Raw genomic sequence first — 13,438 nt, 5'->3', positions numbered from 1 at the left:
ACGATGAACGTCACTGGTCGCGGAACCGGACGATCTTCACGAACTCGTCCGCGTCCAGCGCCGCGCCGCCGATCAGGGCGCCGTCGACGTCGGGCTGGGCCATGATCGCGGCGATGTTGCCGGACTTGACCGAGCCGCCGTACTGGATGCGGACCTTGTCGGCCAGCTCCTGCGAGTACAGCTCCGCGAGACGGACGCGGATGGCACCGCAGACCTCCTGCGCGTCCTCGGGGGTGGCGACCTCGCCGGTCCCGATCGCCCAGACGGGCTCGTACGCGATCACGATGGACTCGACCTGCTCGGCCGGGACGTCCTTGAGCCCGCCGTCGAGCTGGCTCAGCGTGTACGGGACCTGCTGGCCGGCCTTGCGGATGTCCAGGCCCTCGCCGACGCACAGGATCGGGGTGATCCCGTGCTTGTAGGCGGCCTTGACCTTGGCGTTGCAGATCTCGTCGCTCTCGCCGTGGTACTGGCGGCGCTCACTGTGGCCGACGGCCACGAACGTGCACTTCAGCTTCGAGAGCATCGGGCCGGAGATCTCGCCGGTGTAGGCACCGGAGTCGTGGGCCGAGATGTCCTGGGCGCCGTACTTGATCTTCAGCTTGTCGCCGTCGACCAGGGTCTGGACGGAACGGAGATCGACGAAGGGCGGCAGGACCGCGACCTCGACGAAGTCGTAGTCCTTGTCGGCCAGGGCGAAGGCGAGCTTCTGGACGTGGGCGATGGCCTCGAGGTGGTTGAGGTTCATCTTCCAGTTGCCCGCCATCAGCGGGGTACGGCCGGCGGTGTTCTCAGTCATCGGGGTTCAGACCTCCAGTGCGGCGAGGCCGGGGAGCGTCTTGCCCTCGAGGTACTCGAGGGAGGCGCCGCCACCGGTCGAAATGTGGCCGAAAGCGTTCTCGTCGAAGCCGAGCGTGCGCACGGCGGCGGCCGAGTCGCCACCGCCGACGACGGTGAAGGCGTCGCTGTCGACGAGGGCCTGCGCGATGGCGCGGGTGCCGCCGGCGTAGTCGGGGTGCTCGAAGACGCCCACGGGGCCGTTCCAGAAGACGGTCTCGGCGTCGGCGATCTTCGTGGCGTACAGCTCGCGGGTCTTGGGACCGATGTCCAGACCCTCCTGGTCGGCGGGGATCTTGTCCGCGTCGACGGTGATGAAGTCCGCCGGGGCCTTGGTCTTCAGGTCCGGGAAGTCCTTGGAGGCGAGGATGTCGACGGGGAGGACCAGCTCGACACCGTTCTTCTCGGCGCGCGCCATGTACTCCTTGACGACGTCCACCTGGTCCTTCTGGAGCAGGGAGATGCCGACCTCGTAGCCCTTGGCGTAGAGGAAGGTGTACGCCATGCCGCCGCCGATGAGGATACGGTCGGCCTTGCCGAGCAGCTGGTCGATGACGGCCAGCTTGTCGGAGACCTTGGCGCCGCCGAGGATGACGACGTACGGGCGCTTGACCTCGTCGGTCAGCTTCTTCAGGACGCCGACCTCGGTGGCGATGAGGTAGCCGGCCGCGTGCGGGAGGCGCGCGGGGAGGTCGAAGACCGAAGCGTGCTTGCGGTGGACAGCGCCGAAGCCGTCGCCGACGTAGATGTCGGCCAGCTCGGCGAGCTGGTCCGCGAAGGCGCCGCGCTCGGCGTCGTCCTTGGCGGTCTCACCGGCGTTGAAGCGCAGGTTCTCGATGACGGCGACCTGACCGTCCGCGAGGGCCGCGACGGTCTCCTTGGCGGAGGCGCCGACGGTGTCGGTGGCGAACGCGACGTCCGTACCGAGCAGCTCGCCGAGGCGGGCGGCGGCGGGCGCCAGCGAGAAGGCCGGGTCCGGGGCGCCCTTGGGGCGGCCCAGGTGCGAAGCCACGACCACGCGGGCGCCGGCCTCGGCGAGCTTCGCGATGGTGGGCTGCACGGCGCGGATGCGGCCGTCATCGGTGATCTCACCGTTCGAGAGCGGCACGTTCAGGTCGGCGCGTACGAAGACACGCTTGCCGGACACGCCCTCGGCGAGAAGTTCGTCGATCGTCTTCATGCTGTTTTCTACTCCTTTTCCCAGCCCAGGACTTTACCCGTGCGGGGCGAGAGGGGTACGAGGCAAGCAACAGGGCCCGTACAGCGCTTCATCGCGCTGCCCGAGCCCCGGTGCTCACATCGTGGTGCCTGTCTTGGTGCTTAGAGCTGACCGCCGACGAACACGGTCAGGTCGACGAGGCGGTTGGAGTAGCCCCACTCGTTGTCGTACCAGCCGATGACCTTGACGCTCTTGCCCTGGACCATCGTCAGGGAGGAGTCGAAGGTGCAGGAGTACGGCCAGTTCACGATGTCGGAAGAGACGATCGCGTCCTCGGTGTAGTCCAGGATGCCCTTGAGCTGGCCCTGAGAGGCCTTCTGGAAGGCCGAGTTGACCTCGTCCTTGGTGACTTCGCGCTCCAGCTCGATGACCAGGTCGGTCACGGAACCGGTGGGGACCGGGACGCGCATCGCGATGCCGTCGAGCTTGCCCGCCAGCTCCGGGATGACCAGCGCGGTGGCCTTGGCGGCACCCGTGGTGGTCGGGATGATGTTCTCGGCGGCGGCGCGGGCGCGGCGCAGGTCCGAGTGCGGGAAGTCCAGGATGCGCTGGTCGTTCGTGTAGGCGTGGACCGTCGTCATCATGCCCTTGACGATGCCGAAGTTCTCCAGGAGGACCTTCGCCATCGGCGCCACGCAGTTGGTGGTGCAGGAGGCGTTGGAGATGACGTGGTGGTTCGCCGCGTCGTACTTCTCCTGGTTGACGCCCATCACGATCGTGATGTCCTCGTCCTTGGCCGGAGCCGAGATGAGGACCTTCTTCGCGCCGGCCGCGATGTGCTTGGCGGCGTCGGCCTTCTTCGTGAAGATGCCGGTCGACTCGATGACGATGTCGGCGCCCAGCTCGCCCCAGGGGAGGTTCGCGGGGTCGCGCTCGGCAAAGGTCTTGAAGGTGTTGCCACCGACGGTGATGGTGTCGTCGGTGTGGCTGACCTCGGCCTTGAGACGGCCCAGGATCGTGTCGTACTTGAGGAGGTGAACCAGGGTTGCGTTGTCAGTCAGGTCGTTGACACCGACGATCTCGATGTCCGCTCCCTGCTCCAGGAGCGCCCGGAAGTAGTTGCGGCCAATTCGGCCAAAACCATTGATGCCTACGCGGATCGTCACGAACCGATCTCCTCGTTGGTGCGCCGGCCTGTCCGCCAGCGAGCTGTATGGGATGTCCCCGACCGCTTACGACACTACCTCTCCGTGAGCTTCGGAGTGACATCGACCATCGTCTGACACGCCCCGAAGCCCCGCACTCTCGGACGAGTACGGGACCTCGGGGACTTTGTGCCCGGTCACTCACGGTGAGCGCAGTCAGGGCCTCTGATCAGTGGTTCAGCGAGCGGAGCGCCTTACCGACGAGTACGGCACGGTCCGCCGCGGCCGGCACGTGTTCCAGGCCGAAGCCGAGGAGCACCGTGTCACGCGTAGTGACGGAGGCGTAGGACTTGAACAGCTCGCCCGACCGGGACCAATCGCCCGGAACATCAGGGCTTCCGGCAGGTGCGCCCTGGGCGGTCCAGACACCGAACGAGGACTCGAAGCCCTCGGCCGCCTGGTCCGTGCCGCCGGTCGAGACGCGGGCCTCGTCCGCGAAGACTCCGCGGCCGCCCGAGCCCGGGTCGGTGATGTAGGCGAGGGAGACCTCGACGGTCTTGCCCGCGTACGCGCTCAGGTCGAAGGAGACCTGCTTCCAGCCGCCGGAGGACCCGGTGAAGGAGTTCCACGTGCCGCTGGTGCCCTGCGGGGTGCAGCCGCCGGCGTCGAGGGTGAGGTAGCGGCGCAGGAACGGGTGGCCGTTGATGAAGAACCCGGCCCCGCACTCCTCCGGAACGGTGGTGGTGGTCAGGCCGTTCGCCTCGGGCAGCGTGGTCCAGTCGTCGCCGCCCGCGGTACGGGACTCCAGCACCGCGTGGTCGTAGCCCTCCTCGGTGTTCCAGTTCAGCGCCATCTTGAGCTTCGGCTGGTCGGCCGCGGTGACCCCGGTGAGGTCGATGGTGCGGGTGAGGCGCTTCCAGTCGTCGTCCTCGTGCGTGGCCGAGGCCATGGACGCTCCGGCGTACGGGGCGTACGGGTTCACGACTCCGGCGTACTGGCCCGACTGCGCGCTCTTGAACTGCGGGAACTGCGCCGCGGGCAGGGTGTCGGAGGTGACCGTGTAGGAGCCCGGGCGGTCGAGCGGGTTGCCCGCGGCGTCGCCGAGGGCGCCCTTGGCCCCGGTCAGGGAGCCCGCGCCGGTGAAGCCGGTGGGGCCGGTGACCCCCGCGCGGCCGTAGGCGCCGAGGAAGTACTGGCTGAAGTCGTTGGTGACGGCGCGGCCGACCTGGGCGTTGCCGCCCGCCAGCTCGCCGGCCTCGATCAGCTTGCCGCCCTCGTTGAGGAAGTCGCGTACCGCGAGCTGGGTGTCGCCACCCGGGGACTTGGCGCCGGTGTAGTGGACGGCCGTGCGGAAGTGGGAGAGGGCTCCGAGGTGGTGCGGGGCGCCCTGGACGGCCACGTCCCAGACCGCCGCGCTCTTGCCGTTGGCGCGCAGGGCGTCGACGTAGGTCTGTGCGTGCTGCGCCGGCGCCCCCTCCTCGGCGATCACCAGCACGTCGGCGCGGGGGCGCTGGGCCACCGTGTACGTGAAGTGCTCGCTGGAGACCTGCTTGCCGCGGTCGCGGCCGGTGAACCAGACCTCGACCTTGTCGCCGGGCCTGGCGCCCTCGACTTCGGCGCGGTACTCGTCGAACCAGTTGTTGTCGTCGCCGCCGTAGACCTCACCGCCCTTCCAGGCCTCGAGGTCCTCGTCGTGGGTGCGGCCCCCGTTGATGCGGTAGTTCAGCTCCTTGTCCTTCAGCGCCTTGCGGGCCGTGACGGCGACCTTCTGGTCCTCGCCGCGGGCCGCGTAGGAGGTGGTGAAGGGGTCGAGGGTGAAGTCCGCGGCGGTCAGGCCCAGGGAGGACTTCGGCCGGTCCGGGCGCTCGGCGCTCTCGGCCACGGAGAGCGCGAAGGGGATGTTCTTGGCGAACTCGGCCTGGATGAGCTTCTCGTCGTCCGGGAAGTTGAAGCCGGAGGCGCAGTCCTCGGGCTTCCACTGGTCGTCCGGGTCGATGGCGGAGGCCGTCTGGCAGGTGGTCATCTCCGGCGTGAACATCATGATGCCGTTGGCGTTGGCGGCCTGGCTGTCCGCTTCGCCGTTGGTGGTGTAGAGCTCGGAGGAGACCTGCGGGTAGTAGCCGGGGACGGCCGGGTTCTCCGGCGTGCCGGCGAGCGCCTTGTAGGCGACGTCGTCGGGGGTGGGGGTGGCCACCTGCCAGCCCACGCCGTACAGGATCAGCTCGGCGGCGGAGTGGTAGTTGACGGCGTAGTCGAAGCCGATGCGCTTCTGGAACTTGTCCAGGGCGACCGTCTCGGGCTCGGAGGCGGCCTTGGCGCCGCGGTAGGTCTCGCTCGCCTGGTTGGGCGAGGATCCCTCGTTGTCGTAGCCCCACTTGTAGGCGAAGTTGCGGTTGAGGTCGACGCCGTCGATCGCGGTGATCTTGCCGTCGGCGTTGTTGTCGCGCAGGTTCTTGCGCCACAGCCGCTGGCCGTCGGGGGCGAAGGTGTAGTCGTAGCCGTCGGGGTTGGCGGAGAGCAGGAACCACAGCTCGGTGGAGTCCACCAGCTTGGTGATCCGCGGGTCCTTGCCGTAGTTGTCGAGGGTGTGGTGCATCAGCCGCCGGGTCATCTCGGGGGTGATCCACTCACGGGCGTGCTGGTTCGACATGAACAGCGTGGAGGGCTTGCCTCCGTCCCGGGACTTCTTGGCGTTCTTGGTGACCTTGAGGGCGAGGATGTCCTTGCCCTGGACGGTCTTGCCGATGGAGACGACCTTGGTGAGGCCGGGATTCTCCTGGGCGGTGCGCAGGATCTCCTCCTGGAGCCCGCCCTTGCCGCTGTAGGGACGGAAGACGCCGTCGCCGGCCGCCAGCGAGCGCGCCGCGGCCTTGGCCCCGACCTTGCGTTCGGCGAGCTTGATCCCCTTCGCCGCCAGTTCCTTGGCCTGTCCGCCGGTGAGGAAGAGCTCGACCTTGGCGGTCCCGGTCTCGGGGGCGCGTTCGGAGAGCTCGTGTGCGTCCTGGCCGGCCGCCAGGACCAGCGGGACCTGCTCCTTGGTGATGTCGGCGTCGTAGACCCGTACCTCGTCGGCGGCGGACCTGTCCGCCGGACCCGGCTGGGCCTGGGCCGCCACGGGTAGTGCGGCCAGTGTGGTGCCGAAGACGAATGCGCTTGCGGCGAGGATCGATCTCGCGCGGTGCCTCATGTGCCCCCCTGGGCGTCGTCTGCCACGAAAGCTGTCGTCTGCCACGAAAGCTTCGGACGACAGGCTCACGACCAGCCCATGCTCATGTCAATGGGGCATACCGGAAAGGGGCCCGCACGAGTGATCGTGCGGGCCCCTTTCGGAGGCTTTCCGCTCGGCTTTCCCGCCCGGCTCTCCCGCTCAGCCGGCCATGTTGTCGGCCAGCTCCTCGCTGTCGCTGAGGTCGAGGTTCGATTCGGTGCCCGGGATCCCGAGGTCCTGGGCCCGCTTGTCGGCCATCGCCAGCAGGCGGCGGATCCGGCCCGCGACCGCGTCCTTGGTCAGCGGCGGGTCGGCGAGCGCGCCCAGCTCCTCCAGAGAGGCCTGCTTGTGCTCCATGCGCAGCCGGCCGGCCGCCGCGAGGTGCTCGGGGACCTCCTCGGCGAGGATCTCCAGGGCACGCTGGACCCGGGCCCCGGCGGCCACGGCGGCCCGCGCCGAGCGGCGCAGGTTGGCGTCGTCGAAGTTGGCGAGGCGGTTCGCGGTGGCGCGCACCTCGCGCCGCATCCGCCGCTCCTCCCAGGCCAGCACGGAGTCGTGGGCGCCGAGCCGGGTCAGCAGGGCGCCGATGGCGTCCCCGTCCCGTACGACGACCCGGTCCACGCCGCGGACCTCACGGGCCTTCGCCGCGATGGAGAGCCGGCGGGCGGCGCCGACCAGGGCCAGGGCGGCCTCCGGACCGGGGCAGGTGACCTCCAGGGACGAGGAGCGCCCCGGCTCCGTCAGCGAGCCGTGGGCCAGGAAGGCCCCGCGCCAGGCCGCCTCGGCGTCGCAGGTGGCCCCGGAGACCACCTGGGGGGGCAGACCCCGGATCGGACGGCCGCGGCCGTCCACGAGGCCGGTCTGGCGCGCGAGCTGGTCGCCGCCGGCGACCACGCGGACCACGTACCGGTTGCCCCGGCGCAGACCGCCCGGAGCCATGATCACCAGATCCGAGGAGTGTCCGAAGATCTCCAGGATGTCCTTGCGCAGGCGGCGGGCCGCGATCCCCGCGTCCAGTTCCGCCTCGATGACGATCCGGCCGCTCACCAGGTGCAACCCGCCCGCGAACCGAAGGATCGCCGAGACCTCCGCCTTCCTGCAGCAGGTGCGGGTGACAGGCAGGCGGGCGATCTCATCCTTCACCGCGGGCGTCATCGCCATGGGCCGATCCTTCCATGCATCCGAAAAATACGGTCGTACGCGGCGGCCAGCAGCTCCGGATCATGTTTCGGAGAGCCGTCCAGCCTGGCAACCGGCGCCAGCTCGACCGCGGCACCGAACCGTTTTGCGGCATCGGCGAGGGACTCGCGATCGGGCACGGCAGCCTGATCGGCCAGCACCACGTCCAGGGCGAGTTTAGGGGCGTGTCGGGCCAAAACCTCCAAATGACGCTGCGGAGAGAAGCCCTCTGTTTCGCCGGGTTGTGGTGCGAGGTTCAGCGAGAGCACCCTTCTGGCCTTGGTCTCGACCAGCGCGTCGAGCAATTCGGGCACCAGCAGGTGCGGAATCACCGACGAGAACCAGGATCCCGGACCGAGCACGACCCAGTCCGCGTCGAGCACCGCCGCGACCGCTTCCGGCACCGCCGGCGGGTCGCTCGGCACCACCTGTACGGAGAGCACCTCGCCGGGGGTCAGCGCCACGGTGGCCTGTCCCCGTACGGTGTCCACGTCCTCGGGGCGGGCCGGATCGTGGCCCTTGACCAGGGCCTGGAGCTCCAGCGGGACCGCCGACATCGGCAGCACCCGGCCCTGGGCGCCGAGCAGCTTGCCGACGAGGTCCAGGGCCTGGACGGGGTCGCCGAGCTGTTCCCACAGCGCGACGATCAGCAGGTTGCCGACGGCGTGCTCGTGCAGGTCGCCCTGGGACTGGAAGCGGTGCTGGATCACCCGCGCCCAGGTCTGGCCCCAGTCGTCGTCACCGCACAGCGCGGCCAGAGCCTTGCGCAGGTCTCCGGGCGGCAGGACGCCGAGCTCCTCGCGCAGCCTGCCGCTGGAGCCGCCGTCGTCGGCGACGGTGACGACGGCGGTCAGCTCGCCGGTGATCCGGCGCAGGGCGGTCAGCGAGGCCGAGAGGCCCATGCCGCCGCCCAGCGCCACGACCTTGGGCGCCGCCACCTCGGAGGCCTCGCCCCGGCGCAGGCCCGTACGGCCCGCGCCGCCCTCACCCTTGCCGGTGGTGAGGCGGCGCAGGCGGCGGAGCCGCATGGTACGTCCGGTCACTCGCGCCCCATGTCCCTGTGGACGACGACGGTCTCGACTCCTTCGGAGGCGAGGCGGGCGGCGAGCTTCTCCGACATGGCGACGCTGCGGTGCTTGCCGCCGGTGCAGCCGACCGCGATGGTCACGTACCGCTTGCCCTCGCGTCGGTAGCCGGTGGCGATGAGCTGGAGCAGCTCGGTGTAGCGGTCGAGGAACTCCTTGGCGCCGGGCTGGCTGAAGACGTAGCCCGACACCTCCTCGTTCAGACCGGTGAAGGGGCGCAGCTCCGGGACCCAGTGCGGGTTGGGGATGAAGCGGCAGTCGACGACGAGGTCGGCGTCGACGGGGAGTCCGTACTTGTAGCCGAAGGACATGACGGTGGCCCGCAGCTCGGGCTCCTCGTCGCCGGCGAACTGGGCGTCCATCTTGGCGCGCAGTTCGTGCACGTTCAGGCTGGAGGTGTCGATGACCAGGTCGGCGTCGCCGCGCAGCTCGCGCAGCAGGTCGCGCTCGGCGGCGATGCCGTCGACGATGCGTCCGTCGCCCTGGAGCGGGTGCGGGCGGCGGACCGACTCGAAGCGGCGGACGAGGGCGTCGTCCGAGGACTCCAGGAAGACGATCCGCCGGGTGACCCCGCGGGTCTCCAGGTCGGCGAGGGATTCGCGCAGCGCGTCGAAGAACTGACGCCCGCGGACGTCGACGACGACGGCGATGCGTGCCACGTTGCCCTGCGAGCGGGCGCCGAGTTCCACCATGGTGGTGATCAGCGCGGGCGGGAGGTTGTCGACGACGAACCAGCCGAGGTCCTCGAGGCACTTGGCCGCCGTACTGCGGCCGGCCCCGGACATACCAGAGATGATCACCAGCTCGGGGATGGCCGCCTCGGCGGTATCTCCGGGCTCCACTGTCGTGCCCGTACTCACCTGTGCTCCGTCTCGGTCGTACTCGGATGCGATGTCGCTTACGGAATCCTGCTCGGATCCTCGGTCGCGGCGGGTTTCGCGCTCGGTCATTGCTCGGTCCCCCGATCGGATGCTGCTCCCGCGGACGCGGGGGTCTCATCCTCAATGATCTCCCCGGTCGCCGTATTGACGGCGGGACCGGCGGGAACCGCCTGGGCGAGGGCCACGGCCACGGTCTCGGCCGTCTTGCGGCCTATGCCCGGGACCTCGCAGATCTGGTCGATTGTCGCCTGTCTCAGCTTTTTCACCGAACCGAAGTGCTTGATCAGGGCCAGCCTGCGGCTCTCGCCGAGCCCGGGAACCTCATCGAGGGGGCCGGCCTTCAGGCGTTTGCCGCGCTTGTTGCGCTGGTACTGGATGGCGAACCGGTGGGCTTCGTCACGGACCCGCTGGAGCAGGTACAGGCCCTCGCTGCTGCGGGGCAGCACCACCGGGTCGTCCTCCCCGGGCAGCCAGACCTCCTCCAGGCGCTTGGCGAGGCCGCACACGGCGACGTCGTCGATCCCCAGCTCCTCCAGGGCCCGCTTGGCGGCGGCCACCTGGGGCTGCCCGCCGTCGACCACGACGAGCTGCGGCGGGTAGGCGAAGCGTCTGGGACGCCCGTCGTCCTCGGGCGTGTCCTGTTCGACTTCCCCGCTCGCGGCGGGGCCGGGGGACTCGGGCGACCACTCCCCCGTCTTCAGCTTCTCCTGGAGGTAGCGGCGGAAGCGCCGGGAGACCACTTCGTGCATGGAGCGGACGTCGTCCTGCCCCTCGAAGCCCTTGATCTGGAAGCGCCGGTACTCGCCCTTGCGCGCCAGCCCGTCCTCGAAGACGACCATGGAGGCCACGACGTCGTCCCCCTGCAGGTGGGAGATGTCGAAGCACTCGATGCGCAGCGGCGCACCGTCCAGGTCCAGCGCCTCGGCGATCTCCTCCAGGGCCCGCGAGCGGGTGGTGAGGTCGGCGGCGCGCTTGGTCTTGTGCAGGGCGAGGGACTGCTGGGCGTTGCGGTGGACGGTCTCCATCAGCGCCTTCTTGTCCCCGCGCTGCGGGATGCGCAGGCTCACCTGCGAGCCGCGCCGCTCGGCGAGCCACTGACTCAGGGCCGGGGTGTCCTCGGGGAGGGCGGGGACCAGCACCTCCTTGGGGACGGCCTCGCCCTTCTCCTCCCCGTACAGCTGCTGGAGGGCGTGCTCGACGAGTCCGGCGGTGTCGACGGCCTCGACCTTGTCGGTGACCCAGCCGCGCTGGCCGCGGACCCGGCCGCCGCGGACGTGGAAGATCTGCACGGCGGCTTCGAGCTCGTCCTCGGCGACCGCGAACAGGTCGGCGTCGGTGGCGTCGGCGAGCACGACCGCGTTCTTCTCCATCGCCCGGCGCAGGGCCCCTATGTCGTCGCGCAGCCGGGCGGCCTTCTCGTACTCCATCTCCTCCGCGGCCTCGTGCATCTGCTGTTCGAGGCGGGTGAGGTAGGTGCCGGTGCGGCCGGCCATGAAGTCGCAGAAGTCCTCGGCGAGTTCGCGGTGCTCCTCGGGCGTGACCCGGCCGACGCAGGGAGCGGAGCACTTGCCGATGTAGCCGAGCAGGCAGGGGCGGCCGATCTGGGCGGAGCGCTTGAACACCCCGGCGGAGCAGGTGCGGACGGGGAAGACCCGGAGCATCAGGTCGACGGTCTCGCGGATGGCCCAGGCGTGCCCGTACGGGCCGAAGTAGCGCACGCCCTTCTTCTTGGGTCCGCGCATGACCTGGACCCGCGGGTAGTCCTCGTTCATGGTCACGGCGAGGGAGGGGTAGCTCTTGTCGTCCCGGTACTTGACGTTGAACCGGGGGTCGAACTCCTTGATCCAGGAGTATTCGAGTTGGAGCGCCTCGACCTCGGTGGAGACCACGGTCCACTCCACGGAGGCGGCCGTGGTCACCATGGTGGCGGTACGGGGGTGCAGCCCGGCGAGGTCCTGGAAGTAGCTGGCCAGCCGCTGGCGCAGGCTCTTGGCCTTCCCTACGTAGATCACCCGGCGGTGCTCGTCGCGGAACTTGTAGACCCCCGGGGAGTCGGGGATCTGCCCCGGCTCGGGGCGGTAGCTGGAAGGGTCGGCCATGCCAACCACCCTACTGTCGCCCGCCGACAAGCGGGCCGAGGCCGTCTCTTTCGGATCTTGCCGGTCAGGCCCGGGCAAGATCCGAAAGAGACGGCCGCAGCCCTGCAGGGCCCGGCCGCCCGGCAGGCGGCCGGGCCCCTCGGGTGGTTACGCCCGCACCACCCGCTGCCGCCGGGCACGCCGGGCGGCCACCGCGCCGGCCGCGCCCAGCGCCAGAGCCACGGCTCCGGCGGCCGTCGGGAGTCCGGCGAGGGAGTGCGCCGAGGATGCGGTGGTCGTCGTGGCCGTGGCCGTGGCTTCCGTGGGGGCGAAGCCACCGGCCTTCCCGGACTTGCCGTAGGCGGATCCCGGCAGCTTGTCCCCGTAGGCCTTCACGACCCGGGTCCGGTAGGCGGCCAGGCTCGTGCCCCGTGCGCCCACGGCCGTGGCCGCGTCCTCGTCCAGGGGCAGTACCCGCTCGCCGCCGGCCACGTACCAGGCGTCGATCTGCGGTTCGCGGAACACGGTCCCGCCGGGCAGTTTCGCCGCGCCGAGCCGTGCGTAGCGGAACTCGTCGTCGCCGGTGGCGATGTTCACCACCTGCCAGCCCGCCGCCGTCTTGGCGGTCCACAGGGCGGCCTGCTGTCCGTCCGAGGAGACGGCCTTGCTGGCGAGGAACTCAAGCCGGGCCACGCTCGCCCCCGCCTTCCCCGCGACGAACTCCGGCGAGAGGTAGTGCACGGGAACCGTCTCGCCCTCGATGCGGGGCTGCGCGGCGGCGAGCGAGACCTTGCCCTCGCGGGCGAAGAAGCGGGACAGGGTGGCGAGCGTCTCGGGGGCGGCCGCCGCCCGTCCCGCGGCGGCCAGGTTCTCGGCGCCGGCGCTCTGGGGCTGCGGTACGGGCGCCGCGGACGCCTGGGCGGGGGCCAGGGCCAGTACGGCGGTCGCGGCGACGGCCGCGGCGGCGAGACGGGGGTTCAGGAGGCGGGGGTTCAGGAGGCGGGAATTCATGAGGTCACGCCCCGATCCGGTAGAGCGAGTGGGTCCAGGAGAAGGTGCTGTTGTCCACGTACCAGGCGTGGGAGGCCCAGTTGTAGCGGTCGCTGGAGGGCCACGGGTCTCCCCAGTACACCCAGCTGTTCGCCGTGTCGTAGCCGTAGATCACGTGCATGTGGCCACCGCCGTTGGACCACTGGATGCGGGTCTCGATCGGGCGGTTGGCGTTGATCTCGGTCTGGACGGTGGAGTACTGGAGCCAGCCGGTCACGTAGGAGCCGGAGGAGATGCCGGCCCAGCGCAGGCCGGTCTGGACGTTGCCGAGGGTGGCCTGGTTGTTGGGGCAGTCGTAGCCCTGCTGCCGGTTGAAGGCGGCGTTGCAGAACTGGTTCTGGCTGTAGGTGCGGCCGAACCAGGTGGCGATGGTGTTCCCGCCGGCGGCCCAGCACCAGTTGGTCTTCTGCTGGGCCTGCATGGTGATGTTCAGCCGCTTGGACGCCAGGGCCGAGCTCTCGGCGGGTGCGGCGGCTGAGGAAGAGGTGGCGGTCGTGGTGCCCGTACCGGCGGCGGCATCGGCGGCGGTGGCGGCAGCGGTGGGCAGGGCGAGGAGCAGGGCGGTGACGAAGGCGGCGAGGGTGAGCCGCCGCTTTGTGTGGCGCATCGCGTTCCTCCCAGGTGGGGAGTGGGGGTGGAGGAGCGCGTCCGGACGCTGTGGAGGAGCATCGGGGTGTTGTCGGGAACAGGTCAACACGCTTCAATACGGCGTGACATCGCGGTGTGAACGGTGGGGCCAGAGTGTGAACGCCCGCCGTCATCCCACCTGGCCCCACCGGGACCACGGGCGCCACCCGCCGGACCGCCCGCACCCCG

The 13,438-nt window shown here is 70.2% G+C and carries 10 protein-coding genes; all 10 read right to left on the bottom strand.

What is annotated here, in order from left to right; translation table 11 throughout:
• Nucleotides 1-10: 10 nt before the first annotated feature.
• Entirely contained in the window at nucleotides 11-799 is a 789-nt protein-coding gene (gene tpiA / locus ACFYM0_RS26540; RefSeq protein WP_388505675.1) for a triose-phosphate isomerase, read from the bottom strand.
• A 6-nt stretch (nucleotides 800-805) separates the two neighbouring features.
• Nucleotides 806-2,017 (bottom strand): phosphoglycerate kinase, encoded by a 1,212-nt coding sequence (locus ACFYM0_RS26535; RefSeq protein WP_388505673.1) that lies wholly within the window; start codon nucleotides 2,015-2,017, stop codon nucleotides 806-808.
• Between the two features lie 140 nt (nucleotides 2,018-2,157).
• Nucleotides 2,158-3,162: a type I glyceraldehyde-3-phosphate dehydrogenase gene (gene gap / locus ACFYM0_RS26530; RefSeq protein ID WP_243338363.1), complete on the bottom strand. Its 1,005-nt coding sequence runs from the start codon at nucleotides 3,160-3,162 to the stop codon at nucleotides 2,158-2,160.
• Nucleotides 3,163-3,370: 208 nt separating this feature from the next.
• Entirely contained in the window at nucleotides 3,371-6,328 is a 2,958-nt protein-coding gene (locus tag ACFYM0_RS26525) for a M14 family zinc carboxypeptidase (RefSeq protein ID WP_388505671.1), read from the bottom strand.
• A gap of 180 nt (nucleotides 6,329-6,508) precedes the next feature.
• Nucleotides 6,509-7,510 (bottom strand): DNA-binding protein WhiA, encoded by a 1,002-nt coding sequence (gene whiA, locus ACFYM0_RS26520; protein ID WP_112449750.1) that lies wholly within the window; start codon nucleotides 7,508-7,510, stop codon nucleotides 6,509-6,511.
• A complete protein-coding gene (gene yvcK / locus ACFYM0_RS26515; protein WP_388505669.1) occupies nucleotides 7,501-8,571 on the bottom strand; it encodes a uridine diphosphate-N-acetylglucosamine-binding protein YvcK in 1,071 nt (356 codons plus the stop codon). Before yvcK ends, whiA begins: the two co-directional genes overlap by 10 nt.
• On the bottom strand, nucleotides 8,568-9,563 hold the full coding sequence (gene rapZ, locus ACFYM0_RS26510) for an RNase adapter RapZ (RefSeq protein ID WP_388505667.1): 996 nt from the start codon (nucleotides 9,561-9,563) through the stop codon (nucleotides 8,568-8,570). Before rapZ ends, yvcK begins: the two co-directional genes overlap by 4 nt.
• Nucleotides 9,560-11,593, bottom strand: a complete 2,034-nt coding sequence (gene uvrC, locus ACFYM0_RS26505) for an excinuclease ABC subunit UvrC (protein WP_388505666.1) — start codon at nucleotides 11,591-11,593, stop codon at nucleotides 9,560-9,562. The genes rapZ and uvrC overlap by 4 nt, the downstream gene beginning before the upstream one ends.
• Nucleotides 11,594-11,740: 147 nt before the next feature.
• On the bottom strand, nucleotides 11,741-12,583 hold the full coding sequence (locus ACFYM0_RS26500) for a hypothetical protein (RefSeq protein ID WP_388505664.1): 843 nt from the start codon (nucleotides 12,581-12,583) through the stop codon (nucleotides 11,741-11,743).
• Nucleotides 12,584-12,587: 4 nt separating this feature from the next.
• Complete coding sequence (locus tag ACFYM0_RS26495; RefSeq protein ID WP_388505662.1) at nucleotides 12,588-13,229, bottom strand: papain-like cysteine protease family protein; 642 nt, start codon at nucleotides 13,227-13,229, stop codon at nucleotides 12,588-12,590.
• Nucleotides 13,230-13,438: the final 209 nt, after the last annotated feature.

Source organism: Streptomyces sp. NPDC006487 (assembly GCF_042870555.1).
Lineage (GTDB): Bacteria > Actinomycetota > Actinomycetes > Streptomycetales > Streptomycetaceae > Streptomyces.
This window is presented reverse-complemented; position numbering and strand designations above follow the sequence as displayed.